Annotated in this window: 18 protein-coding genes; 13 read left to right on the forward strand and 5 right to left on the reverse strand. The window is 71.3% G+C overall.

Going from position 1 to position 26387, the window contains the following annotated elements; all coding sequences use genetic code 11:
• The first annotated feature begins 35 nt into the window (after positions 1-35).
• The 6 genes from AB0A97_RS05125 to AB0A97_RS05150 all read left to right on the forward strand — a co-directional run bounded on the left by AB0A97_RS05125 (position 36) and on the right by AB0A97_RS05150 (position 11122).
• Complete coding sequence (locus AB0A97_RS05125; protein WP_361144541.1) at positions 36-995, forward strand: LysR family transcriptional regulator; 960 nt, start codon at positions 36-38, stop codon at positions 993-995.
• A 200-nt stretch (positions 996-1195) separates the two neighbouring features.
• Positions 1196-1456 (forward strand): hypothetical protein, encoded by a 261-nt coding sequence (locus AB0A97_RS05130; RefSeq protein ID WP_361144544.1) that lies wholly within the window; start codon positions 1196-1198, stop codon positions 1454-1456.
• Positions 1457-1627: 171 nt separating this feature from the next.
• Entirely contained in the window at positions 1628-2131 is a 504-nt protein-coding gene (locus AB0A97_RS05135; protein WP_361144547.1) for a hypothetical protein, read from the forward strand.
• Positions 2132-2575: 444 nt separating this feature from the next.
• The gene (locus AB0A97_RS05140; RefSeq protein WP_361145301.1) at positions 2576-8455 is read left to right on the forward strand and encodes a toxin glutamine deamidase domain-containing protein; all 5880 of its coding nucleotides are present in this window, start codon (positions 2576-2578) and stop codon (positions 8453-8455) included.
• A gap of 81 nt (positions 8456-8536) precedes the next feature.
• Positions 8537-10729: an SUKH-4 family immunity protein gene (locus AB0A97_RS05145; protein WP_361144549.1), complete on the forward strand. Its 2193-nt coding sequence runs from the start codon at positions 8537-8539 to the stop codon at positions 10727-10729.
• A gap of 57 nt (positions 10730-10786) precedes the next feature.
• A complete protein-coding gene (locus AB0A97_RS05150) occupies positions 10787-11122 on the forward strand; it encodes a hypothetical protein (protein WP_361144552.1) in 336 nt (111 codons plus the stop codon).
• A gap of 106 nt (positions 11123-11228) precedes the next feature.
• Here AB0A97_RS05150 and speB read toward each other — a convergent pair whose 3' ends face one another.
• Positions 11229-12224 (reverse strand): agmatinase, encoded by a 996-nt coding sequence (gene speB / locus AB0A97_RS05155; RefSeq protein WP_361144555.1) that lies wholly within the window; start codon positions 12222-12224, stop codon positions 11229-11231.
• A gap of 111 nt (positions 12225-12335) precedes the next feature.
• On the opposite strand from speB, the gene AB0A97_RS05160 reads away from it, so the two are divergent.
• Complete coding sequence (locus AB0A97_RS05160) at positions 12336-13130, forward strand: phosphatase (protein WP_361144558.1); 795 nt, start codon at positions 12336-12338, stop codon at positions 13128-13130.
• Between the two features lie 120 nt (positions 13131-13250).
• Here AB0A97_RS05160 and AB0A97_RS05165 read toward each other — a convergent pair whose 3' ends face one another.
• The 3 genes from AB0A97_RS05165 to AB0A97_RS05175 all read right to left on the reverse strand — a co-directional run bounded on the left by AB0A97_RS05165 (position 13251) and on the right by AB0A97_RS05175 (position 16151).
• Positions 13251-14135 carry an acyl-CoA thioesterase II gene (locus AB0A97_RS05165; RefSeq protein ID WP_361144561.1) on the reverse strand — a complete coding sequence of 295 codons (885 nt, stop codon included), beginning with the start codon at positions 14133-14135 and terminating at the stop codon, positions 13251-13253.
• Positions 14136-14205: 70 nt separating this feature from the next.
• On the reverse strand, positions 14206-15363 hold the full coding sequence (locus AB0A97_RS05170) for an acyl-CoA dehydrogenase family protein (RefSeq protein WP_361144563.1): 1158 nt from the start codon (positions 15361-15363) through the stop codon (positions 14206-14208).
• 80 nt (positions 15364-15443) lie between these two features.
• On the reverse strand, positions 15444-16151 hold the full coding sequence (locus AB0A97_RS05175; RefSeq protein WP_361144566.1) for a TetR/AcrR family transcriptional regulator: 708 nt from the start codon (positions 16149-16151) through the stop codon (positions 15444-15446).
• A 145-nt stretch (positions 16152-16296) separates the two neighbouring features.
• Between AB0A97_RS05175 and AB0A97_RS05180 the strand changes: the two genes are divergently transcribed.
• The 4 genes from AB0A97_RS05180 to AB0A97_RS05195 are packed head-to-tail and all read left to right on the forward strand — an operon-like array spanning position 16297 to position 22045.
• Positions 16297-17928 (forward strand): carboxyl transferase domain-containing protein, encoded by a 1632-nt coding sequence (locus AB0A97_RS05180; RefSeq protein WP_361145304.1) that lies wholly within the window; start codon positions 16297-16299, stop codon positions 17926-17928.
• Positions 17929-17960: 32 nt separating this feature from the next.
• Positions 17961-19952, forward strand: coding sequence for a biotin carboxylase N-terminal domain-containing protein (locus AB0A97_RS05185; RefSeq protein ID WP_361144569.1), 1992 nt, complete (start codon positions 17961-17963; stop codon positions 19950-19952).
• Complete coding sequence (locus AB0A97_RS05190) at positions 19949-20887, forward strand: hydroxymethylglutaryl-CoA lyase (RefSeq protein ID WP_361144572.1); 939 nt, start codon at positions 19949-19951, stop codon at positions 20885-20887. Before AB0A97_RS05185 ends, AB0A97_RS05190 begins: the two co-directional genes overlap by 4 nt.
• Before the next feature lie 3 nt (positions 20888-20890).
• Positions 20891-22045, forward strand: a complete 1155-nt coding sequence (locus tag AB0A97_RS05195) for an acyl-CoA dehydrogenase family protein (RefSeq protein ID WP_361144575.1) — start codon at positions 20891-20893, stop codon at positions 22043-22045.
• 104 nt (positions 22046-22149) lie between these two features.
• Here AB0A97_RS05195 and AB0A97_RS05200 read toward each other — a convergent pair whose 3' ends face one another.
• A complete protein-coding gene (locus AB0A97_RS05200) occupies positions 22150-23763 on the reverse strand; it encodes a beta-N-acetylhexosaminidase (RefSeq protein WP_361144577.1) in 1614 nt (537 codons plus the stop codon).
• 202 nt (positions 23764-23965) lie between these two features.
• On the opposite strand from AB0A97_RS05200, the gene AB0A97_RS05205 reads away from it, so the two are divergent.
• Together AB0A97_RS05205 and glmS are read left to right on the forward strand one after the other, a co-directional pair.
• The gene (locus AB0A97_RS05205; protein ID WP_030018892.1) at positions 23966-24241 is read left to right on the forward strand and encodes a hypothetical protein; all 276 of its coding nucleotides are present in this window, start codon (positions 23966-23968) and stop codon (positions 24239-24241) included.
• Between the two features lie 72 nt (positions 24242-24313).
• Positions 24314-26143 (forward strand): glutamine--fructose-6-phosphate transaminase (isomerizing), encoded by a 1830-nt coding sequence (gene glmS, locus AB0A97_RS05210; protein ID WP_361144579.1) that lies wholly within the window; start codon positions 24314-24316, stop codon positions 26141-26143.
• The last annotated feature ends 244 nt before the right edge of the window (positions 26144-26387 follow it).

Consider the following 26387-nt stretch of genomic DNA (forward strand, 5'->3'; position numbering starts at 1 on the left):
CGGTACCTCCGCTTACGAGTCACTAACCTGAGCGCGTGATCAACTTGGAGCGACTGCGCGCCCTGGCCGCGGTGGACACCCACGGATCCATCGCACGCGCCGCACAGGCCCTGCACATCACGGCGTCCGGCATGAGCCAGCAGCTCAGTAAGCTGGAACGGGAGTGCGGGCACCGCCTCTTGGAGCCGGAGGGACGCAGCGTGCGGCTGACGCACGCCGGCCGGGTCCTGGCGGATCACGCGGCCGCGGTCATGTCCCGCCTGAGCACTGCCGAACAGGACCTGGCCGCACTGGAGACGGAGGTTCTGGGTCCGCTACGGGTCGGCGCCGTGGGCAGCGCCATCCGTACCCTGCTGCCGACCGCGCTGGCCACTCTGGCCGCGCGCCATCCGCGGCTCACTCCGTCGGTGCGCGACGGCGAAGTGGCCGACCTGCTCCCCGCTCTGCTGCACGGCGAGCTGGACCTGCTGCTCATCGAGAACTGGTCGAACCGGCCACGGCACATCCCGGAAGGCGTCGCCGTCCGGACGATCGTCACGGAGGAGGCGCAGGTGGCGCTGCACGCGGACCATCCGCTCGGCGCCCGGATCGTCCTGCGCCTCGCCGACCTCGCCGGCGTTCCGTGGGCGGCGTGCCCGCCGGGGGCGGAACCGCGCGAAGCGCTCGTACAGGCCTTGCGTACCCACGGCGTCGAGCCGGAGATCCGCTACAGCGTCGGTGACCACGCCACCCAGCTCGCCCTGGTGGCGTCCGGTCTGACCGCCGCGCTCATACCGGACGCGGTGCGGCAGCAGGTACCGCCGGGCGTGCTGTGCGTACCGACCGATCCGCCACTGCGCCGCCATGTGCAGGCGGCCTGGCGCCCTCGTACGGAAACGCCGCCCGTCCGCGCCTGCCTCGACGTTCTCACGCACGCGTCCCGGTCGGAAGAATCCGCCACCGTGCTGAAAGCCGCCTCCGAGGAGAACCGCACGGACGGGCGCGACGTGGGTTAAGTTGACCACCGCTGACGCAAACCTTGGCATGATCACCGGCAGAACCCCTGCCGAGGGAGGGGCAATTCATGGCAGAGTCCGACATCTCGGGCCATGTTTCCGGCCAGCCACCCACACCTCCCCCGCCCCCTCCGCCTCCGCCGCACCCGGGTGCGGCGGACGACGGACCACGGCCGGTGCCGACGACGCCGGAGGAAGCGATGGAAATCGGCCGCCGCTACTTCCGCGAAGTCGGGTCACCCGGCGGCCCGTCCGGCCTCTTCGTCCACGAATTCGACGTCGGCTACCTGGTACGCGCGAGCTGGCCGGCGCCGGCGGACCCGCAGGCACCGCCGACCGACCCCGGCGGCAGCAACGTGGCAATCTCCAAGGTCAACGGCGATGTGACCCATCTGCCGAACCATCCGCCGGAGGAAGCAGTGAAGATCTACCACCGCTGGTACCGGCCCAGTACGTCCTGATACGGCACCGCTCGTGACGTACAGGCGATTGAGCCGCTGATGCGAATAATGCCGGTGGCACTTCAGCGTCGCACCGATGTCCGCTCTCGTCGTGGGGGTTGGCAACATCTAGACTTTGGCATGAACATCTCTTTGTGCATCAGGTGACGGCACGGACAACACGGGGGCGTTGTGGGAGCTGGCGGATTCCAGACCGAGGTGGAGTCGCTGAAGACGGAGGGCACCAACTTCGTCAAGCTGGGCGAGGACTTCCAGAGCTCGGTCAAACGGCTGATGGACGGGTTGAGCGCACTGGGCGCGGGCCCGCCCGGGACGCCGCCGGCGGGCGGCGGCCAGAAGGAGCCGGAGAAGTCGTTCGGTGAGCAGTTCGTCAGCGGGCTGACCACGTTCGACAGCAAGGCCGGGGCGCCGCCATGGGGAGATGACGAGATCGGTGAGAAGTTCGGCGTCGTCTACGAGGGCGTACGCGACGGCATGTACGAGTCGATGGGCCACCTGTCGTCGAAACTCGAAGAAATCGGCAAGGCGCTGAGTTCCATGTCCAAGAACTACACGGCGGGCGAGGACTTCAGCGAATCGCTGATCAAGCAGCACATACCGAACGAACAGGGCTGGTCGGACCCGCTCGCCGCCCCGAAGGTCAGCGCACGCCTGGACGGGCCGGCGCACCACTGAGCCGGGGTGGGCCGGGGTGAGGCGGTGCGTTCGGTGGGTTCGGGGGCGGTGGCTCACCGCGGTCGGTACTGGACTCCGGGTCGCTCGTCGCTTCCGGCAGCTCATCGATTATCGCGGCGATCGTCGATTCTGCCGGAGCCCGTCGATTCTGCCGACGCTCGTTGACTCTGCCGACGCTCGTTGTTTCTGGGCGTTCGTCGCTTCAGGCCGTACGCAGCGCCTGGCCGTACGCAGCGTCCGGCCGTTCGCAGCGTCGGTCCGGGCCCCCGGGGTCCGGAGGCTCCTGGGCGACCGCCGCTCCTGAGCCCGCACGCGTCACCGCGCCGCCGCCGTCACGCCCACCGGCCCACCGCCCACCACCACCGACACCGCCGCACAGTGGCCGCCGCCGATCCCCGGCGCGCCGAACACGTACTTTCACGGGGGAGCTCCGCCTTGTCTCTCATGCTGCCGGACTCGCTGGAATGGGTCCTGGACATGCTCGGCTTCAACTGGCCGACCGCCGACGAGGACAAGCTGATCGAATGCGCCCAGGTGTGGCGGCAGTTCGCGGCCGAGGTCACCACCCACCAGACGCGCGGCCACACCGCCGCGAGCAACGTCCTCGCGGCGAACGCCGGGGACGCTGTCGAGGGGTTCAGCAAGGCGTGGGAGAAGTTCGGGTCCGGCTCGGGCTATTTCGACGACGCCCGCCAGGCCGCCGAAGTCATCGCCTTCACCCTGGAGTCCGCCGCAGCACTGGTCATCGGCATGAAAGTGGCGGTCATCGCCCAGTTGGTGATCCTGGCCGCGGAGATCATCGCGGCTCAGGTGGCGGCACCCTTCACGCTGGGTCTGTCCGAGATCGGCGCCGCGGCCGGCACCCTGGCCACCCGCGAGATCGTCCGCCGCATCCTCAAGGAGGTGGCCAAGCAACTGCTGGACGCGATCGCGGAGGCCGCCAAGGAACCGGTCATCTCCGCGCTGGAGGCCATGGCCTCCGACCTGATCGCCCAGACCGTCAACCAGAACTTCGGCGCCCAGAACGGCTACGACCTCAAGCGCACCGCCAAGGAAGGCATCGCCGCCGGCAAGGACGCCCTGAAGAACACCGGCGAGACGCTCGGCGAGAGCCTGCGCGACGGCGCCGGCCACCGGGCCGGTCACCGCGCACGTCACGGCCTGGACTCCGCCGCCGGTCACGGCGACGGCGCGGGAAGCGGTGGCCCACATGCGGGGGACGGGGGCACGGAGGACGCCGACGGAGGCGGTGGCAGGTCCGGGGGCGCGGCAGGGGCCGGAGGTGGAGCCGGCTCCGGTGAGGGAGGTGGCCGCTCCGGTAGCGGGGACAGTGGCGGGAGCAGTGGCGCGGGGGCCGGTGGCGGTACGGGACCGGGCGTCGGAAACGGTTCCGGCACGGGTGGGCCCGGTACGGGTAATTCGGGCATGGGTGGTTCCGGTACGGGTGGATCCGGCAGCGACGGCGGTTCCCGGGCGTACACGGGCGGGGGCGGGACCGGCGACGCCGCCTCCCATGGGGGCGGGGGCACGTCCCACACTCCTCGTCCGGGTGACTCGACCGTCGGTACGGACGCGGAGTCCGGCCGTACGCCCTCCTTCGCGTCCGACAGCTCCGCTCCGGGCCCGGACGGCAATCGCGACGCTCCCCGGGCACAGCCCCTGCCACCCCCGGACCAGCGGTCGCCCTTCGACGCCGGATTCCAGGGCGGAAACGATCACAATCCGTACGGCGGTGCCCACACCGGCAGCCCGGACGGGCAGAACACGCCGGCCGCCGACCACAACATCCCTCAAGAGGCCGTCAGCACCCAGCCGGCACCGGACCGCACCCCGGACGCGGTGCGTCCGGACCCGCACGACAACCCCAACAACAACATCACCACCCAACCCGCTCCGGACACCCCCCCGGACGCGGCCCGCTTCCATCCGGACAACAACCCAAACAACGTCACCACCCAGCCGGCACACGGACCGTCCCCGGACGCGTCCGCTGCCGCTTCCCAGCAGCAGCACACGCCCGCCCACGAGCCGATGGCGGGCAACCCGCCCAGCAACAACGCCGGAGACGGCAGCGGTAACGGTGCGTCGGACAACTCCGGCAACGGCAGCAGCGGCCGTGCGTCCACTCCCCATGTAAGTGCTCCCTCGCAGGGCGCTCCCGTTCAGCACTCGCCGTCCTCCGGCCAGCCGATCCAGCACCGCGACCCGGCTCCTGGCGACCCCATGCCGACGGTGGACGAGAACGACACCTCCGTCTCCACCCAGTCGGCCGCCACCATGACCGCACCGGCCCCCACCCAGCACACCACCGACCCCAGCAGCGCCGGAACACCATCCACGCCGCAGCAGTCACAGCAGCCGCAGCAGAACGTCACCCAGTCCGCCGGTCCGGTCATGGGCGCGCCCACCGTCCCCACGCAAGGCACCACCACTCCACACAACACCAGCCCCACTCCCACTTCACGCACCGACCGTCGCCCCGACGGCTCGCAGGCCATCCGCGACATCAGTCAGCAGCGCGACCCCGAGCGTCCCGCCTACAACCGGCGCCTCGACGGCCCTGTCCGTCCCAACCGGACCGAGACGCCCAACCGGACCGAGGCTCCCGCCCATGCCTCGTCCCAGCAGAACTCCCACCAGAACGTCCAGCCTCAACAGCACCAAACACAGCAACAGACACCACAGACACAGACACAGACACAGCCACAGAACGAGCATCCCCATCCCCCACACCAGCCCCCCGTCGCCCAGGACCCCAGCCGTCCGAGCATTCAGCATGTCCGCGCCGGCCTGAACCACGCGCCGAGCGGGCTGTACTCGCCCTACCCGCACGACCAGCAGGCCCTGGAAGCGAACTTCCCGCGAAATCCGGACGGCAGCCCGCGCGCGTTCAACGACCCGTTCCAGCCGTGGGCCCAGTACCAGAACGACGGGGGCCCCACCGTCCTCGGGCGCTCCAACAACTGCGCCGACTGCACCCGTTCCTTCATGGAGTCCTGGTACGGCAACCCGCAGGTGTCCGCGGTCCGTACCTACGACCCCGACGGCAAGGGCGGGATCGACCGGGCCTCCGGCGAACGGGACGGTACCCGCAACATCGAGCAGTGGGCGGGCACCCCGTTCCGCCATTCCGGTCCGAACTCGCAGGACGCGTACGCCAACATCGCCGACGAACTGCGCCAGGCCGGACACGGCGCGGCGGCCGCCGTCCTCGTCACCTGGCCCAATAACCCGGACGGTTCGGGCGGGGGCGCCCACGTCTTCAACGCCGTCAACCACAACGGGCAGGTCGTCTGGGTCGACAGCCAGACCGGTGAGATCAGCCATCAGCCCATCAACACCGCGGCGGACGGCGTCTGGCACCTCACCCTCGACGCCAACCGCGCCCCGTACGACCCCACCCAGGCCCAGGCCCAGAACCACGCCCAAGCCCAGAACCACGCCCAGGCTCAGAACCACGCCCAGGCTCAGAACCAGACCCAGCAGCCGAATCCCCAGAACCAGCAACCGAACCCGCAGAACCCGACCGGCACACCCGACCCCGCCGACCATGTGCCGGCTTCCCCGGCGCCCAGCACCCCCGGATCCGAACCCTTCCACGACGCGTACGCCTCCGACACCTCTGACGGTGCCCCTGACAACGCCTCCGACGACATCTCAGACGACGCCCCTGACGACACCTACTACGCACCGTCTCTCGACGACCTGCGCAACGAGCTCCGGGACGGCGAGGGCGGGCTCCTTCCCCCGGACCCACGCGACCAGCAGGCGCTGGAGGAAGCGGTTCCGCTGGCGGAGGACGGCACCTTCCAGCGGTACCCCGATCCGTACGGTGAGTGGGCCGACCTCCAGAACGACGGCGGTATCACCGAACCGGGCCGGGACGACAACTGCGCCGATTGCAGCCGTTCCTTCCTGGAGACCTGGTACGGCAATCCGCAGGTGTCCGCGCCCCGGATGGACGACGGCGGCTTCGGGGAGCGGGACGGGGAGAGCAATGTCGAGCGCTGGCTGGGCGCGGAGTTCCAGCACGCGGGTGACGACGCCCGGTCGTACGAGCGGGTCGCCGAGGACCTGCGCAACGCCGGGCACGGTGCCGCGGCCGTCGTCTGGGTCGGCTACCTCGACGAGGACGGGGAGCCCGGCTCCTCCCACCTCTTCAACGCCGTCAACTACAACGGGACCGTCGTCTGGGTGGACACCCAGTCCCGTGAGGTGATGAGCCGCCCGATCAACACCACGGACGTGGGCGAGGTCTGGCACATTCCGCTGGACGCCGATGCCCGGCCGCTGTACCCCCCGACGGAGGCCGAGGCTCCGGCCTCGGACGCCGACACCGCGGACGCCAACGCCACGTACGGGGACCCGGCGTACGGGGACCCGGGCGGCCCCCGGCCCGCAGCGGAATCCCGCCCCCGTACGGACCCCGGCGGCATCCTCGACCCCGACCCCGAGCATCAGCGCATCCTCGAATCGGCCGTCCCCCGTACCCCGGAGGGCGTACCGCAGCGCCACCCCGACCCGTACGAAGGGAACTGGACCGACTACATCAACCAGCCCGGAGCGGACGCGCCGGGCCGGAGCAACAACTGTGTCGATGTGGCGCTGTCCACGGCCGACACGTATGCCGGCACGGCCACCGTCGCCGGTGCCCGTACCCCCGACCTCACTCCCGGCGGGGTGCCGTCCGACCGTGGCGAAGCGGGCGGCCGGGACCGGCTGGAGAGCGCGCTCGGTGCCCGTTTCACTGACTACGGCAACGGTCGGCAGGCTTTCGACGGCCTGGCGGACACTCTCCGGCGCTCCGGTCACGGCTCTCAGGCCGTCATCGTCACGCAGGGCGCGGACGGCCGTGCGCACGCGTGGAACGTCGTCAACCACAACGGCACGATCACCTACATCGACGCCCAGACGGGCCGCCGCGGTGACGCGCCCCTGCACAGCGGCGACCACGGCGTCTTCGCCATCCCGCTCGACGCCAACCGCAAGCCCGTGCCCGTACCCGGGCCCGTGACGCCGCCCGCCGGGAACGGCGATCCGGGTGCCCGGCGCGACGTTTCTCCCCGTACTCCTGAGCGGCGCCCGCCCGGGAATCCCGCGGGGACCGACGGCACCGGCGACGGGCCCAAGAGCATCTACCGGGAACCCGGTATGCCGGACGGGCAGTCGCCCAACCACCTCCCGGAAAACGTCCGGGTCCTGCCGGACAAGGGCCAGCAAGAGCTGCGCGAGAACCTCGATGTCTACGAGACGGACATGGACACCGTCTACGACCGGGTGCGCGACTGGGTGGCCGACGGCAGCGTCGAAGACCTCATCCGGCATCTGACGCCCGAGCAGGGCGAGCCGGCCGCCGGGCCCGACGGATCACCGGGCGACAAGGGCGAACCGGCGAATGAACCGCCTCGTTCCACCCTGACTTCGGAAGAACTCGGCAACCGGCTCGACGGCTTCGCGGATCTGGACGCCGGTCAGCGGGGCGCGGTGGTCTCGATTCTCGCGCGCCTGAGTCTTTCCTTCCACGAGAGCCACGCCGTCGGGGTCTCGCCTTTCCCGGTGGACCGTCCGTACAAGTGGGAGGACGATCCGGAACGCGAGACGCCGCTGCCCCGTGACAAGAAGCGGCAGAGCAACGACGCGAAGGCCGCGGAGGAATCGCTCTCCCGTGGTGTGAAGCAGCACCGCAAGGCGACGTTCTTGGACGGGAAGGACTTTTCCCGGAACGTACGCGATCACCTTTTCGAGACGCTTCAGGACGAAGGACGGGACCGTTCCGAGCTGAAGGAGGCGGCCGGCGGAGAGGGAGCCACCCATACGCGGCCGGACTTCACCGGGCGGAACTACGCCGTCATCGAGGTGTACGACCCGGTGTCCGGGAAGACGAACTACATCGTCGACAGTTCGATTCCGCCGGGTGAGAAAGGGGTGAGCACCGCGCATTCCGAGCCGCACCTCGTGGGATATGTGAAGCGGCTGAACGAGGCGCGGGGCGGTGACCCGGACCAGCACATCCAGATTCACGCCATGTTCACGGAGCGCGAGCCCTGCGGGACCGTCAAGGGCGCCGGACATGCGGAGTGCTCCCCTTACTTGGTGCACCACTCCGACGGAACCACGGTGCACTACGCGACCACGTACCGCAGCGGAGCCTGGGTTCCGGACCCGGATTCCGACGAACCGCAGAACATGACCAAGGCGGACATCAAGCGCATGGTCGACCAGGAGATCCAGGACCATCTCAACATCGTCGGCGAAATCTGGCTCGAATTGCGCGACGCCCAGCAGGCGAATGCGTCGGGGACGGGACCCGGGTCGGAGAACTGATGCAAGAACGGAAGAACGGGGTTCTTCTTGCACCGTATCCATGGCAACTATCGCGATTCCGCAATCCAGTAGGGTGTGACCATGACCGACGGACATGACGAGGAAGCCCATGTCGCCGCGGCCGGCCGGGTTCTGGAAGAGCTTTCGGCGTTCGGCCGCGGGAGCGGAGTGGTCCGGGTGGCCGGTCCGCCCGGTTCCGGGAAGAGCCGGGTCCTGGAGCTCGTCCGCCGGGAGGTGTCCGAGGCCGTCACGGTCGACTGTGCCGGGCTGCGCGCCGACGACGTGGTCCTCCGCGTGCTGGACGCTTGCGGGGTACAGCGTCAGCACACGGTCGGCAGGGAAAGCCTCGACGCCCTGGTGAAGCGGGTACGCGGCAGTCACACCGTGCTGCTGGCGAACGTGCAGGGGGCGGGGACGCTCCGGACCACCGACGAACCCGGGCGCATCGCGCGAGCCATGTCCCGGCTGGGCAGAGCGCGACGGGCGAACGTACACGTCGTCATGGAAACGGCCGAGCCGCGCCGCGCGGCGGGCAGCGGGGCATCACCCCACCTCGTCCGCATGGAATCCGGTATTTCCCTTCCCTCCCCCGAGGCGTTGCCCGCCGAAATCCGCGCCTTGACGCTGGGGGAAATTCCCGTCGTCCCCGTCGACGCCTGGAGTGTGCTCTGCGAAAGCCTGGGGATGGACGGCGAACGCAGCGCTCCGGAAGCGCTCGAAGCGCTTCTGCGGCAACACACCGGCTTGCTGCGACGGGTGCCGGACGATCCCGTCACGGGCGGCGGCGTGGCATTCGTCCATGAAGGAGCGGCCCGCGCGCTGCGTCCGTCCGGCCCGGAGGCTGCCGCGGCACACGTACGGATCGGGGAACTGCTCGGAGAACGGCTCTCGACGCGGCCCTGTCCGGAAGGCTGGGCCGGTGGTGATGCGCTGGCGCGGTACGCCGCCCGGGCCGTACCCGGCCATGCCGCGGCTTCCGCGCGCCTGCGCGAAATGGCGGAGGACCGCCGGCTCCTCGCGTGCCTGTCCCCCGCCGCGGTGATGGAGGCCGTACGCGCCGTTTTCGGCAAGGATGTTCCGCCGGACACCGTCGCCGCGGACCTGTGCTTCGTCGAGCGGTTCGCCATGGAGCCGATGCGACAGAGTGAATGGGCCTTCTGGCTGCATCACTTCGCGATCGCCCGGGGGGACGGGGCGGGCGCGGACGCCGTACTGGCTTCGGGTGTCGCGATGCGGTGGCGGACCCTGTGGAGCGATCTGCGTCCGGTGGGGGTTTTCCATGAAGAGGGGAACTTCACCGAAGCGGGCACCCTGGCCCGTCCCTCCGGCATCAGCGAACTCACCGCTACGGAGCAGACGGTCCGCGCGTCCAGCGACGACCTGGGAAGCACGTGGACGTGGTCCCTGCGCTCGGGACAGCGGCTGAGCGTGCCGGACGGTGACGGGGAGGAAACATCGGGCCCGTCCGTCCGGCCCATGGTCAACACCGCCCGCGGCTGGCGCCCCGCTCCGCGGGCGACCGCGACCGCCCGCATGCCGCGCTGCCCGAGGGACATCACGGAGGGCGTACGGGTCGGGAACCTCGCGGTGCTCGGCGGTCGCCGCGGTGTCTTCGCCGTGGAGTTCCTGCCGGACGACCCGGCCGCGCCGGCGGACGAAGCCCCGGTCGAGGGCACGACCGGTGAGACGCCCCCCTGGTACGCGTCCCCCCTCTTGGACGTCCACGCCCGCTCGGTCGCGCCGCGTCCGCTCGCCGACGCCTTCAGGGACCCGTCCGCCGAACTCCTCGCCGCGGTGTTCGGCGCGGACCGTATCCTCCGCCCGTCCGAGTCGGAGCTGCCGGAGGGGTTGCGGGGTACGGAGGCGGCCCGTTGGCTCGTCGGGCGCGGGGTGCCGTTGACGGAGATGCTCACGCTGGACACCCGGCGCCTGCGTACCGAAGGGATCCAGGAGCTACCGGACGCCGACAGCAGTGAGCCGCACTACCGGCTGGGCGAACTGCTCGGTGGCGAGCTGCTGTTGGACGGCACGACCGGTCACGTCCGGTGTGTGTCCGTCAATGTGGAGGAGCAGCTCGCGGCGAGTTCCCTGCCACAGTTCGTCGCCCTGGTGTGCCTGATGAGATGGCACCGCTTCCTGCTGTCCGCGTCGCTCACCGAGGACGGGCGCGAGGCGCGGGCGGAGCTGGAGGCATGGCTCGCCGCGATCGATCCGGCGGCCGCCGCCGGGGAGGTCTGGGACACGCTGCTCAACGAGCCGGGGCTGGAGCCGTAGGCACCCCCGCGCACCGCACACCGGCCCCGCCCCCGACCCAGGAACCAGAGGAAGCCCATGCCCGACACCGGATCTCCCGGCGCCGACCGACCGGTGCCGGCGAACGCCGACGAAGCGCTGGCGATCGCCCGTACGGAGTACGCTCCCGTATGGCCCGACGGCACGCCCGCCCCGTTGCGGGTGCACGAGTTCGACATCGGGTATCTCGTGTACGCGAAGCTGCCGCCCCGGCCGAAGACCGCGCCGGACGGACAGCGCCGCCCGCCGCGGAGCCCGGGCGGGACGTGCGTGGTCGTGGCCAAGGACACCGGGGAGATCAGCAGCGTGCCGCTCCGGCCGCCGTCGGACGCCATCGCGCTGTACCGGAAGTTCTACCGGCCGGACACGCTGTAGTCCGACACACCGCAGTCCCACCCGCCGCAGTACGACGCGCCGGAACCGGGTAGCAGGACCGGCCGGAACCGGACAGCAGGGACCGGCCGGAGCGGGACAGCAGAACTCAGCCCCTCGACGCCGCGATCTGCCGCGACATGATCGTCGTGAGCTCGTACGCCGTGTGGGAGGCCGCCACCGACGTCATCTCGGCGTGGTCGTAGGCGGGGGCCACCTCCACGAGGTCGGCGGAGACCAGGTTGCAGCCGGCCAGGCCGCGCAGGATCTCCAGCAGTTCCCGGGAGGTCAGACCACCGGCCTCCGGGGTGCCGGTGCCGGGGGCGTGGGCCGGGTCCAGGACGTCGATGTCGATGGATATGTACAGGGGGCGGTCGCCGATGCGCTGACGGAGCTGGTCGGCGACCTCGTCGACGCCACGGCGCATGACATCCGCAGAGGTGACGATGCCGAAGCCCATCTTCTCGTCGTCGTCGAGGTCCTTCTTGCCGTAGAGGGGGCCGCGGGTGCCGACGTGGGAGAGGGCGGAGGTGTCGAGGATGCCTTCCTCGACGGCGCGGCGGAACGGGGTGCCGTGGGTGTACTCGGCGCCGAAGTAGGTGTCCCAGGTGTCCAGGTGCGCGTCGAAGTGGAGCAGCGCCACCGGGCCGTGCTTCTTGGCCATGGAGCGCAGCAGGGGCAGCGCGATGGTGTGGTCGCCGCCCAGCGTCATCAGGCGGGCGCCGGTGTCCAGGAGGTCGTCGGCGGCGGCCTCGATGGTCTCGACGGCCTCGTTGATGTTGAAGGGGTTGGCGGCGATGTCACCGGCGTCCGCTACCTGGGCGAGCGCGAAGGGGGACGCGTCCTGGGCCGGGTTGTACGGACGCAGCAGGCGCGACGCCTCGCGGATGGCGTTGCCGCCGAAGCGGGCGCCGGGGCGGTAGGAGACGCCGGTGTCGAAGGGCACGCCGACCACCGCGACGTCGGCCGTGCCCACCTGGTCGAGGCGGGGCAGCCGGGCGAAGGTCGCCGGGCCCGCGTAGCGGGGGACGCGGGAGGAGTCGACGGGGCCGACGGGGCCCGCGGGGTCCTGGGAGGCGCCGGAAGCGGCGGATGCGGTGGTCATGGGGTGAGCGTAGGCAGCGGGGCCGGGGGTGCCCATGGACATTTGTGGCGATGTACCGCCGGTCGATGGACATCACGTCCATCGCCGGGTGCTTCAAGGGACAATGACCTCATGCCGATACTGCCGCCTGTTCCCAGCCGCACCGAACTCGTCGACCATCTCGTACGGACCCGGATCGCCGGTGAGGTCGCCACTCCCCGCGAGAACAATCTCGACCACTACCGCAAGCTGGCCGACGGAGACCGCCACTACTGGCTCGGACTCGAACTCGGGGACCGCTGGACCGACGAGCAGGACGTGCTCGCCGTGATGGCCGAGCGGTGCGGCGTCAACGACGACAGCCGGCACCGGATGGGCCAGGACACCATCGATCCCGAGCTGACGGTGGACGCCCTGGACCGCGCGGCCGCCCGGCTGCGCAAGGCCGCCGCCGGGCGTGAACGCGTGCTGTTCGCGACCGGGCACCCGGGCGGGCTGCTGGACGTGCACCGGGCCACCGCCGAGGCGCTGCGCGCCCAGGGCTGCGACATCGTCGTCGTGCCGGACGGGTTGCAGGCGGACGAGGGGGTGGTGTTCCAGTTCGCCGACGTGGCGATGCTGGAGCGCGGCGCGACGCTGTGGCACACCCACTCCCCCGCGCCGATGACCGCCGTACTGGACGGGCTGGAGCGGGCGGGCGAGGCGCTGCCCGATCTGGTCATGGCCGACCACGGCTGGGCCGGGTGTGCGGGCCGGCGCGGTCTCGACGCCATCGGGTTCGCAGACTGCAACGACCCGGCGCTGTTCGTCGGCGAGGCGGAGGGCACGCTACAGGTGACGATTCCGCTGGACGATCACGTCCTGAGCCCGCGGTACTACGACCCGCTGACGGCGTACCTGCTGGGCGCGGCGGGGCTGCTGGGCTGACCGGCCCGGGGGGGGCGGCACGTGGGACGCACCACGTGCCGCGCCCCCGCACACCCGCGCCGCTCCTGACCTCAGCGATGCCCCGCACTCCCGCGGCGCTCCTCGCTCCCGCGCCGCGCATCACTCCCGCGGCACCCGGATGACCCCCTCCTGGATCACCGACACCGCCAGTCGCCCGTCCGCCGTGAAGATCCGGCCCTTGCCCAGTCCCCGCCCGCCCTGCGCGGTGGGCGACTCCTGGTCGTACAGCAGCCAGTCGTCGGCCCGGAACGGCCGGTGGAACCACATGGCGTGGTCCAGGCTCGCGCCGACCACGTCGCCGACCGCCCAGCCGCCGCGCCCGTGGGCGAGCAGCACCGAGTCCAGCAGGGTCATGTCGGAGACGTAGGTGACCAGGCAGATGTGCAGCAGCGGCTGGTCGATGGCGCCGTCCAGCTTGCCGTGCGTACGGAACCAGACCTGGGAGCGCGGTTCGCGCGGCTCGCCCGCCGTACCGAACGGCGGCGCGTCCACGTAGCGCAGGTCGACGGCGGCCCGCGCCTCCAGGAGCCGCTGGGCCACGCCGGGTTCGCGGAAGCGGTCGGCGTAGCGGGGCAGCATCTCGGCTGCGGTGGGCAGGGTCAGCGGATCGGGTGCGTACGGCATCGGCTCCTGGTGCTCCATGCCCTCCTCGTGCACCTGGAAGGAGGCGGAGAGGTGGAAGACCGGCTGGCCGTGCTGGACGGCGACGACGCGGCGGGTGGTGAAGGACCGGCCGTCGCGGATGCGGTCGACGGTGTAGACGATGGGCGCGCCGGGGTCGCCGGGCCGCAGGAAGTAGGCGTGCAGGGAGTGCGGCGGACGGTCCTCGGGGACGGTGCGCCCGGCGGCGACCAGGGCCTGGGCGGCGACCTGTCCGCCGAAGACCCGGGGGACGACGGACGGGCGGCTGGTGCCGCGGAAGATGTCCTGCTCGATGGGCTCCAGGTCGAGCTGTTCGAGCAGGGCGAGCAGGGCGTCGTTCACGCGCGTACGGCTTTCGTTCGGGCTGCGGCGCGCGGGCTCGGACGCCGGCGCGGCAGCGGGCCGTGGGGCCTCACAGCCCCATGGACTTGGCGACGATCGAGCGCATGACCTCGCTGGTGCCGCCGTAGATGCGGGTGACGCGGGTGTCGGCGTAGAGGCGGGAGATCGGGTACTCCTGCATGTAGCCGTAGCCGCCGTGCAACTGGAGGCACTTGTCGATGACGACGGCGGCGCGCTCGGTGGTGAAGAGCTTGGCGGAGGCGGCGTCTGCGGCGGTGAGATCGCCCGCGTCGTGGGCGTCCAGGGCGCGGTCGACGACGGCCTGCATGGCGTCCACCTCGGACTTGCAGTCCGCGAGGACGAACTTGGTGTTCTGGAAGGAGGCGACGGCCTTGCCGAAGACCTCGCGCTCCTGGACGTACTCCTTGGCGAACCGGACGGCGGCGGCTGCCTGGGCGTAGGCGCCGACGGCGATGCCGAGACGTTCCTGCGGGAGGTTCTGGCCGAGGTAGGAGAACGCCTTGCCCTCCTCGCCGAGGCGGTCCTCGACGGGCACCTTGACGTCGCTGAAGGACAGTTCGGCGGTGTCGGAGCTCTTGAGACCGAGCTTCTCCAGCTTGCGGCCGACGGCGTAGCCCTCGGAGGTGGTGTCGACGACCAGGAGGGTGATGCCGCCGCGGCGGTCCTCCGGGGTGGGGGCGGCCGTACGGGCGCAGACGATGACGCGGTCGGCGAGGACGCCGCCGGTGATGAAGGTCTTGGCGCCGTTGAGGACGTAGTGGGTGCCGTCCGCGGAGAGCTTCGCGGTGGTCTTCATGCCGGCCAGGTCGGAGCCGGTGCCGGGCTCGGTCATGGCGATGGCGGTCATCATGTCGCCGGAGACGAACGGCGGCAGCCAGCGCCGCTTCTGCTCCTCGGTGGCGTACTTGAGGAAGTACGGGAGGCAGAGGGCGGTGTGCACGCCGGAGCCGCCGAAGCTGACGCCGGCCCGGGCGCACTCCTCGGTGATGACGGCGTTGAACTTGAAGCTGGTCTGGCCGGCGCCGCCGTACTCCTCCGGGACCTCGATGCCGAAGACGCCCAGTTCGCCGAGCTTCTTGTAGAAGTCGCGGGGCGCCTGTCCGGCCTGCAGCCACTCGTCGTAGACGGGCACGACCTCGGCGGCGATGAAGTCGCGGATGGTCTCCCGGAACGCCTCGTGATCCTCGTTGAACACCGTACGACGCATCCGCCGCCTCCTCAGGTCCGCCGGCCGGCCACCACCGACCCCTCGACTAAGCGCTTGCTCAGCCGAAAGCTACCCGCCGGTCAGTGAGACTGTCCAGAGGCGCCCGAAGGGGCGGGGAGCCCCCCGGACCCGCCCGCGCCGTCGCCCGCACCCCCGCTCGCACTCCCGCTCACGCGCCCGCTCGCACCTCCGTCCGCGCCCGCCGCCGCGAACGCCCCCCGGGCCAGCCGGTGCAGCAGCGCCGCCATCTCCGTACGGCCCGGGAGGGCGCCGGGGCGGCTGAGGTGCGGGGTCGAGTTGAGCAGGCCGAACACGGCGTGCACGGAGGCGCGCGCGTCCGCCTCGGCGTACGCCGGGTACACCTCGCGCACCACCTGCACCCACAGTTCCACGTACTCGCGCTGGAGACGCCGCACCCGCTTGCGGTCGGCCTCGCGCAGCCGGTCCAGCTCGCGGTCGTGGACGGTGATCAGCGGGCGGTCGTCGAGGGCGAAGTCGATGTGCCCCTCGATCAGGGCGTCCAGCACCGCGGCGGGGCGGTCGCCACCGGAGGCGGCGCGGATGCGGCCGCCCTCCAGCAGTCGTTCACTGATACCGACGAGCAGCTCGGCCAGCATCGCGTCCTTGCCGGCGAAGTGCCGGTAGAGGCCGGGCCCGGAGATGCCGACGGCGGCACCGATCTCGTCCACGCCGACGCCGTGGAACCCGCGCTCGGCGAAGAGCCGGGCCGCCTCCTTGAGGATCTGCTCGCGTCGGCTGGTGGCTGCCGGGGCGTGTGTGCTGCTCATACAACCGATTGTAGACAGGCGGGTTAGTGGTCGTTAACCTGGGAGAAATGAAGTTAACGCCCATTAACGGCCGGGCGATCCCCGGCGTCCGCAGCAGCCGTACGAAGGAGCTGTGGTGAGGGAGCCGAAGGAGGCGGGGGCACGGATGCGGATGGACCCGGCGGAAGTGGCACCGGTGCTGGACAGCACGGCCGACCCGGCGTCGGACACCTGGCGCGCCAACGAGGCCGCCCACCAGGAGCTGGCCGAGGACCTGCGCGCCCGGCTCGCCGCGGCCCGCCTGGGCGGCGGCGAGAAGGCCAGGGCCCGGCACACCGCGCGCGGCAAGCTGCTGCCCCGCGACCGGGTGGACGCGCTGCTGGACCCCGGCTCGCCGTTCCTGGAGCTGGCGCCGCTGGCCGCGGAGGGGATGTACGGCGGTGCCGCGCCGGCCGCGGGCGTGATTGCGGGCGTCGGGCGGGTCTCCGGCCGCGAGACGGTGATCGTCGCCAACGACGCGACGGTCAAGGGCGGCACGTACTACCCCATGACGGTCAAGAAGCACCTGCGCGCCCAGGAGGTGGCGCTGGAGAACCGCCTCCCGTGCCTGTACCTGGTCGACTCCGGCGGCGCCTTCCTGCCGATGCAGGACGAGGTCTTCCCCGACCGTGAGCACTTCGGGCGGATCTTCTACAACCAGGCCCGGATGTCCGGCGCGGGCATCCCGCAGATCGCGGCGGTCCTCGGCTCCTGCACGGCGGGCGGCGCGTACGTACCGGCGATGAGCGACGAGGCCGTGATCGTGCGGAACCAGGGCACGATCTTCCTGGGCGGCCCGCCGCTGGTGAAGGCCGCGACCGGCGAGGTCGTCACGGCCGAGGAGCTGGGCGGCGGCGAGGTGCACTCCCGTACGTCCGGTGTCACCGACCACCTCGCCGAGGACGACGCGCACGCGCTGCGCATCGTGCGCACCATCGTCTCCACGCTCGGCGGCCGCGGCCCGCTGCCCTGGACGGTGCGGCCCGCCGAGGAGCCCAAGGTGGACCCGGCCGGGCTGTACGGCGCGGTGCCCGCCGACTCCCGTACGCCTTATGACGTACGGGAGGTCATCGCGCGCGTCGTGGACGGCTCCCGCTTCGCCGAGTTCAAGGCCGAGTACGGCACGACACTGGTCACCGGTTTCGCGCACATCCACGGCCACCCGGTCGGCATCGTCGCCAACAACGGCATCCTGTTCTCCGAATCCGCCCAGAAGGGCGCGCACTTCATCGAGCTGTGCGACCAGCGCGGCATCCCGCTGGTCTTCCTCCAGAACATCTCCGGTTTCATGGTCGGCCGCGACTACGAGGCGGGCGGCATCGCCAAGCACGGCGCGAAGATGGTCACGGCGGTGGCGTGCACCCGCGTCCCCAAACTGACGGTCGTCATCGGCGGCTCGTACGGCGCGGGCAACTACTCGATGTGCGGCCGGGCCTATTCGCCCCGCTTCCTGTGGATGTGGCCGAACGCGAAGATCTCGGTGATGGGCGGCGAGCAGGCCGCCTCCGTCCTCGCGACGGTCAAACGCGACCAACTGGAGGCGCGCGGCGAGGAGTGGAGCGCCGAGGAGGAGGCCGCCTTCAAGGCCCCGGTCCGCGAGCAGTACGAGACCCAGGGCAGCGCGTACTACGCGACCGCGCGCCTGTGGGACGACGGGGTCATCGACCCGCTGGACACCCGCCGGGTGCTGGGGCTGGCCCTGACGGCGTGCGGCAACGCACCGCTGGGCGAGCCGGGCTACGGCGTCTTCCGGATGTGAGGGGAGTGCGGGGAGTGAAGGAACAGATGAGCATGTTCGACACCGTCCTGGTCGCCAACCGGGGCGAGATCGCGGTCCGCGTCATCCGGACGCTGCGCGCGCTCGGCGTCCGCTCGGTGGCCGTCTTCAGCGACGCGGACGCCGACGCCCGCCATGTCCGCGAGGCCGACACGGCGGTCCGCATCGGCCCGCCACCGTCCACCGAGAGCTATCTGCACGCGGGCCGCCTGATCGAGGCCGCGCACCGCAGCGGCGCGCAGGCCGTGCACCCCGGGTACGGCTTCCTCGCCGAGAACACCGCGTTCGCGGCGGCCTGCGCCGACGCCGGACTGGTCTTCATCGGGCCGTCCGCCGAGGCCATCGAGCTGATGGGCGACAAGATCCGCGCGAAGGAGACGGTGCGGGCGGCCGGCGTGCCGGTCGTGCCCGGCTCCTCCGGCAGCGGACTGACCGACGCCCAACTGGCGGACGCCGCGCGCGAGATCGGTATGCCGGTGCTGCTCAAGCCGTCCGCGGGCGGCGGCGGCAAGGGCATGCGGCTGGTACGGGACGAGGCGCTGCTCGCCGACGAGATCGCCGCCGCCCGCCGCGAGGCCCGCGGCTCCTTCGGCGACGACACGCTGCTGGTGGAGCGCTGGGTGGACCGCCCCCGGCACATCGAGATCCAGGTGCTGGCGGACGGCCACGGCAACGTCGTCCACCTCGGCGAGCGCGAGTGCTCGCTCCAGCGCCGCCACCAGAAGGTGATCGAGGAGGCGCCGTCCGTCCTGCTGGACGGGACGACCCGGGCCGCGATGGGCGAGGCCGCCGTGCAGGCCGCCCGTTCGTGCGGTTACCGGGGCGCGGGCACGGTCGAGTTCATCGTGCCGGGCGACGACCCCGCCTCGTACTACTTCATGGAGATGAACACCCGCCTCCAGGTCGAGCACCCGGTCACCGAGTTCGTCACCGGCCTGGACCTGGTCGAGTGGCAACTGCGGATCGCCGCGGGCGAGCCGCTGGCGTTCGGGCAGGACGGCGTCCGGCTGACCGGGCACGCCGTCGAGGCCCGGATCTGCGCCGAGACGGTGTCGGTCAAGGAGGGCGCGCGCGGCTTCCTGCCGTCCGGCGGTACGGTCCTGGCGCTCGCCGAGCCGCAGGGCGACGGGGTGCGCACGGACTCCGGCCTGGCCGAGGGCACCGAGGTCGGCAGCCTGTACGACCCGATGCTCTCGAAGGTCGTCGCGTACGGCCCGGACCGCGCGACCGCGCTGCGCAAGTTGCGCGCCGCGCTCGCCGAAACGGTGGTGCTCGGCGTCCCCACCAACACCGGCTTCCTGCGCCGCCTGCTGGCCCACCCGGACGTCGTGGCGGGCGAGCTGGACACCGGGCTGGTCGAGCGCGAGATGGACGCGCTGGTGCCGCGGGAGGTGCCCGCCGAGGTGTACGCGGCCGCCGCCGCCGTACGGAACGCGGCGCTGGAGCCGGTGCCGGACGGCGGCTGGGTGGACCCGTTCGCCGTACCGGACGGCTGGCGGATCGGCGGCCGCCCGGCGCCCGTCGCCCACCAGGTCAAGGTGCCCGGCCACGACCCGGTGGCCGCCACCGGAACCGGCCACGTCACCGCCGGCCGGGTCCGCGTCACCGTCGACGGTGTCGTCCACACCTTCCACCGGGCCGGCGACTGGCTGGGCCGGGACGGCGACGCCTGGCACGTCACGGACCACGACCCGGTCGCCGAGACGCTGCGCGGCGCCGCCGGAGCGCACGGGATGGACGCGCTGACCGCGCCGATGCCCGGCACGGTCACCGTCGTGAAGGTGACCGTCGGCGACGAAGTGGCCGCCGGACAGGGGCTGCTGGTCGTCGAGGCGATGAAAATGGAACACGTCATCTCCGCGCCGCACGCCGGCACGGTCAGCGAGCTGGGCGTCTCCCCCGGCAGCACCGTCGCCATGGACCAGGTGCTCGCCGTCGTCGATCCGCACGACCAGGCGCCGGACCCCGCGCCGGCGGCCGCCCCGGCCGAGGAGGCAACGGCATGACCGCACCCGGACTCCCCATGCCCGTCCCGGCCCCCGGCCTGCCGGCCCGGGTCCGTATCCACGAGGTCGGCGCCCGCGACGGCCTGCAGAACGAGTCCGCCGTCGTCCCCACCGAGGTCAAGGCCGCGTTCGTACGCCGCCTCGTGGACGCCGGGCTGACGACGGTCGAGGCGACCAGCTTCGTGCACCCCAAGTGGGTGCCGCAGCTCGCCGACGCCGAACAGCTCTACCCGATGCTGGCGGACCTCGACGCGCGGCTGCCCGTCCTGGTGCCCAACGACCGCGGCCTGGACCGCGCGCTGGCCCTCGGCGCCCGCCGCATCGCGGTCTTCGGCAGCGCCACGGAGTCGTTCGCCAAGGCCAACCTCAACCGCACGGTCGAGGAATCGCTGACCATGTTCGCCCCGGTGGTCGCCCGCGCGAAGGAGGAGCAGGCGCACGTCCGCGGCTACCTCTCCATGTGCTTCGGCGACCCCTGGGAAGGCCCGGTGCCGGTCGCGCAGGTCGTGCGGGTCTGCCGCGCCCTGTTCGACATGGGCTGCGACGAACTGAGCCTGGGCGACACCATCGGTGTGGCCACCCCCGGCCACGTCCAGGCGCTGCTCGCCGCGCTGAACGAGGCGGGCGTGCCCACCGACCGCCTCGGCGTGCACTTCCACGACACGTACGGCCAGGCGCTGGCCAACACCCTCGCGGCGCTCCAGCACGGCGTCAGCACCGTCGACGCGTCGGCGGGCGGCCTCGGCGGCTGCCCGTACGCCAAGAGCGCCACCGGCAACCTCGCCACCGAAGACCTGGTGTGGATGCTGCACGGCCTCGGTATCGAGACCGGGGTCGATCTGGGCCGGCTCACCGCCACAAGCGTGTGGATGGCCGGACAACTGGGCCGTCCGAGCCCGTCCCGCACCGTCCGTGCCCTCTCCCACAAGGAGTGAAGGATGTCCCTGGACCACCGCCTGTCCCCCGAACTCGAAGAGCTGCGGCGCACGGTCGAGGCGTTCGCCCACGACGTCGTCGCTCCCAAGATCGGCGAGTTCTACGAGCAGCACGAGTTCCCGTACGAGATCGTGCGGGACATGGGCCGGATGGGCCTGTTCGGCCTGCCCTTCCCCGAGGAGTACGGCGGCATGGGCGGCGACTACCTCGCCCTCGGCGTCGCCCTGGAGGAACTGGCCCGCGTCGACTCCTCGGTGGCGATCACCTTGGAGGCGGCCGTCTCCCTCGGCGCCATGCCGATCTACCGCTTCGGCACCGAGGAGCAGAAGCGGGAGTGGCTCCCCCGGATGTGCGCGGGTGAGGTGCTCGGCGCCTTCGGCCTGACCGAGCCGGACGGCGGCTCGGACGCGGGCGCCACGCGGACCACCGCCGTGCGGGACGGCGACCAGTGGGTGATCAACGGCAGCAAGTGCTTCATCACCAACTCCGGCACGGACATCACCGGCCTGGTCACGGTCACCGCCGTCACCGGCCGCAAGGACGACGGCAGCCCGCTGATCTCCTCGATCATCGTGCCGTCCGGCACCCCGGGCTTCACCGTCGCCGCCCCGTACTCCAAGGTCGGCTGGAACGCCTCGGACACCCGGGAGCTGTCCTTCTCCGACGTACGGGTCCCGGCCGTCAACCTGCTGGGCACCGAGGGCCGCGGCTACGCCCAGTTCCTGCGCATCCTGGACGAGGGCCGGATCGCCATCGCGGCGCTCGCCACCGGCCTCGCCCAGGGCTGTGTGGACGAATCCGTCCGGTACGCCAAGGACCGGCACGCCTTCGGCCGGCCGATCGGCCACAACCAGGCGATCCAGTTCAAGCTGGCCGACATGGAGATGCGCGCCCACACCTCCCGGCTGGCCTGGCGGGACGCCGCGTCGCGCCTGGTGCACGGCGAGCCCTTCAAGAAGGAGGCCGCCCTCGCCAAGCTGTACTCCTCCGAGATCGCGGTGGACAACGCCCGCGAGGCCACCCAGATCCACGGCGGCTACGGCTTCATGAACGAGTACCCGGTCGCCCGGATGTGGCGCGACTCCAAGATCCTGGAGATCGGCGAGGGGACGAGCGAGGTGCAGCGGCTGCTGATCGCCCGTGAGCTGGGCGTGTAGGCCGGCATCCCGTACGGCTTTCCGTACAGCTTTCCGTACGGCGCGTACGGCACAGGGCGGGACCGGTGCTCCGGTCCCGCCCTGCTGTCGTCGCCGCCGTCAGCTCACTTGCGCCACGGCACCTGCGGGGACCTGTAGTAGTCGAAGCCCATGGCCTCCCAGCGGGGAGCCTGGGACGCCAGCCGGTGCTTGTAGGTGTTCCAGTCGTGCGTGGACCTCGGCGACCAGCCCAGCTCGGCGATGCCGGGCATCCGCGGGAAGGTCATGTAGTCGAGGTGCTGGTCGGTGGAGAGGGTCTCCGTCCAGATGGGCGCCTCGACGCCCATGATCGATTTCTGCGGCGCGCCCTTCAGGTACGTCGCGGGGTCCCAGTCGTAGGACCGCTGGACCTCGACGTACCCGGCCCACGCCTTACCGAGCTTGGTGTCCTTGGTGTACTTCATGTCGAGGTAGGACCGGTCGGCCGGCGACAGGATGAGCCCGGCGCCCTTCCGGGCGGCCGCCGCGACCTGCTCCCGCTCCTTGGCGGGGGTCTTGTCGTAGCCCCAGTACTGCACCGCGGCGCCCTTGGCGGGCGTGACGGCGGTGAGCTGGTGCCACCCTATGACCTTCTTCTTGTGCTTCGTCACCAGCGGCTGGACCTTGTTCATGAAGGTCACGTAGTCGGCGTGGCTGGTGGAGTGCGCCTCGTCGCCGCCGATGTGCAGGTACGGGCCGGGGGTCAGCGCCGCGACCTCACGGAAGACGTCGTCCAGGAACTCGTACGTCACCTTCTTGGGCACGCACAGCGAGCTGAAGCCGACCTCGACGCCCGTGTAGATCGGCGGCGCGATGTTGTTGCAGTTCAGCTTCGCGTACGAGGCCAGCGCGGCCTGGGTGTGTCCCGGGGTGTCGACCTCGGGGATGACCTCCATGTAGCGGCTGGCGGCGTACCGCAGGATCTCGCGGTACTGGGCCTTGGTGTAGTAGCCGCCGGGGCCGCCGCCGACCTGGGTGCTGCCACCGTAGGTGGCGAGCCGCGGCCAGGAGTTGATCTGGAGCCGCCAGCCCTGGTCGTCGGTGAGGTGCAGATGCAGCTTGTTGTACTTGTACAGCGCAAGCTGGTCGATGTAACGCTTCAGCTGATCGACCGTGAAGAAGTGCCGGGACACATCGATCATCCCGCCGCGGTATCCGTACCGCGGGGTGTCGGAGATGGTGCCGCCGGCGACCTTCCAGGGGCTGTGCTGCTTGCTGCGCTTCTCGACGGACGGCGGCAGGAGCTGGCGCAGGGTCTGCACGCCGTGGAAGAGACCGGCGGGCCGGGCCGCGGTGATCGTCACCGCGTGCCGGGTGGAGGTGAGGCGGTAGCCCTCGGCGCCGAGCGCCTTGGTGTCCTTGCCGCCGAGGCGCAGCACGATGCCGTCCCGGCCGTCCTTTCCGGTGACCGGCAGCGGATAGCCGGTGGACGGGCGCAGGACGTCCGCCAGGTAGCCGGCCACCCGCCGGACCTCGCCGGACGCGCCGGGCACCCGGATCCGCGTCCGGTCGCCGATCGTGTAGGGCTCCTTGCCCGGCTTGACGGAGGCGGGCGCCGGGATGACCTGGTCGAGGGCTATCGGCTTGGCGTGGCGGGCGGACGGGCTGCCGCGGTCGGCCGCGGCGGACTGCGCCCCGGCCGTCGACAGGCCGGCCGCCGCCACCAGCAGCAGCGAGCAGAACAGTCTGCTTCGTCTCACGAGATTCCCTTCGGTGGGCTCATCGTGCAGGGCCGTGCGTGGACGTCGTACGTGGCATGGAGCAACCGAACGTCAACATTGAGTACCGCGCACCCCCCTAGTGGTCAAGGTGACACCACGTCTGACGCCATTCGGCGTGTCGCTTGCCCGATATCGGGCAGGTTTCTTGCGTAACTTGATCCGACCCATCAGTATTCATCGGGTGCTCGATCGCCGTTCGCCTCATGAGGATCTCGTCGACCACCTGGTGCGCAGCACGCCGCTACAGCGCGGCGAGGCCGCCCGGGTGGTGCTCGACGTCCTCGCGTACTTCGACGAGACGACCGAGGACTACGTCCGCAGACGCCATCGGGAGCTGCAGTCGCAAGGGCTGCGCAACGAGGCGATCTTCGAACGGATCGGCCAGGAGCTGCCGCACCGCGCGGTCCGCCCACCCGAGCTCTCGGCGCGCCAGCTGCGCCGCCTCGTCTACGGCTGAACCGGCCGAGCACCCCGGCGCGCGCCGCATCGTGCGCCACCTGTCCAACTGCCTGACCGGGAGGGTCACCACATGTGCGGGATCGTCGGCTACATCGGTAAGCGGGACGTGGCTCCGCTGCTCCTCGAAGGACTGCAGCGCCTAGAGTACCGCGGGTACGACTCCGCCGGTATCGCCATCCACGCCAAGGGGACCGGCAAGGCCGCCGGCGGCCTGAAGACCGCCAAGGCCAAGGGCCGCGTCCGCGAGCTGGAGTCCCGCCTGCCGAAGCGCTTCGCGGGCACCGCCGGCATCGCGCACACCCGCTGGGCCACCCACGGCGCCCCCACCGACGAGAACGCGCACCCGCACGTCGACACCGAGGGCAAGGTCGCCGTCGTCCACAACGGCATCATCGACAACGCCGACGAGCTGCGCGCCAAGCTCACCGCCGACGGCGTCGAGTTCGTCTCCGAGACCGACACCGAGGTGCTGGCCCACCTGATCGGCCGCTCCCAGGCGCCGACCCTGGAGGAGCAGGTCCGCGAGGCCCTGCGGGTCATCGAGGGCACCTACGGCATCGCCGTGCTGCACGCCGACTTCCCGGAGCGCATCGTCGTCGCCCGCAACGGCTCGCCGGTCGTGCTGGGCATCGGCGAGAAGGAGATGTTCGTCTCCTCCGACGTCGCCGCGCTGGTCTCGCACACCCGCCAGGTCGTCACCCTCGACGACGGCGAGATGGCCACCATCAAGGCCGACGACTACCGCACGTACACCACCGAGGGCTCGCACACCTCCGCGCAGCCGACCACCGTGGAGTGGGAGGCCGAGTCGTACGACATGGGCGGCCACGACACGTACATGCACAAGGAGATCAGCGAGCAGGCCGACGCGGTGGACCGCGTGCTGCGCGGGCGGATCGACGACCGCTTCTCCACCGTGCACCTGGGCGGGCTGAACCTGGACCCGCGCGAGGCGCGCGCCATCCGCCGGGTCAAGATCCTGGGCTGCGGCACCTCGTACCACGCGGGCCAGATCGGCGCCCAGATGATCGAGGAACTGGCCCGTATCCCCTCGGACGCCGAGCCGGCCTCCGAGTTCCGCTACCGCAACCCGGTCGTGGACCCCGACACCCTCTACATCGCGGTCTCCCAGTCCGGCGAGACCTACGACGTGCTGGCGGCCGTGCAGGAGCTCAAGCGCAAGGGCGCGCGCGTCCTGGGCGTGGTGAACGTGGTCGGCTCGGCGATCGCCCGGGAGACCCACGGCGGCGTGTACGTGCACGCGGGCCCCGAGGTCTGCGTGGTCTCCACCAAGTGCTTCACCAACACCGTGGTCGCCTTCGGGCTGCTGGCGCTGCACCTGGGCCGTATCCGCGACCTGTCCGTCGCCGACGGCAAGCGGATCATCGAGGGCCTGCGCAAGCTGCCCGGCCAGATCCAGGAGATCCTGGAGATGGAGGACGAGGTCAAGAAGCTGGCGGCGGAGTACGCGGAGGCCAGGTCGATGATGTTCATCGGCCGGGTGCGCGGCTACCCGGTCGCCCGCGAGGCGTCGCTCAAGCTCAAGGAGATCTCCTACATCCACGCCGAGGCGTACCCGGCGTCCGAGCTCAAGCACGGTCCGCTGGCGCTCATCGAGCCCGCCATGCCGACCGTGGCGATCGTCCCGGACGACGACCTGCTGGAGAAGAACCGCGCCGCGATGGAGGAGATCAAGGCCCGCAGCGGCCGCATCCTGGCCGTCGCGCACCAGAAGCAGGACAAGGCCGACCACACGATCATCGTGCCGAAGAACGAGAACGAGCTGGACCCGATCCTGATGGGCATCCCGCTCCAGCTGCTGGCCTACCACGTGGCGCTGGCCATGGGCCGGGACATCGACAAGCCGCGCAACCTGGCGAAGTCGGTCACGGTCGAGTAGTCGCCCGGGGGTGGGGCCGTCCGGGGGGCGTCCCGGGGGCGCTCGCCTTTGGGTGGGGTGTCCACCCGGGGGTGAGTGACCGCCCCCGGGGGGGGGGAGACCGCCCGGGGGGGGCTGAGCCCGCCCGCCGGTGAATGACCGCCCGTGGCCGTGGGGTCCTGTCCACCTCGCGGTCGCGGGCGTCCGTCCGGGGGACGGGCAAGGTAGGGGCCTCACGGCTGCGGCACGGTGTGAACGTCCTGGG

The sequence above is a fragment of the Streptomyces sp. NPDC045470 genome (assembly GCF_040646595.1).
Taxonomy (GTDB): Bacteria; Actinomycetota; Actinomycetes; order Streptomycetales; family Streptomycetaceae; genus Streptomyces.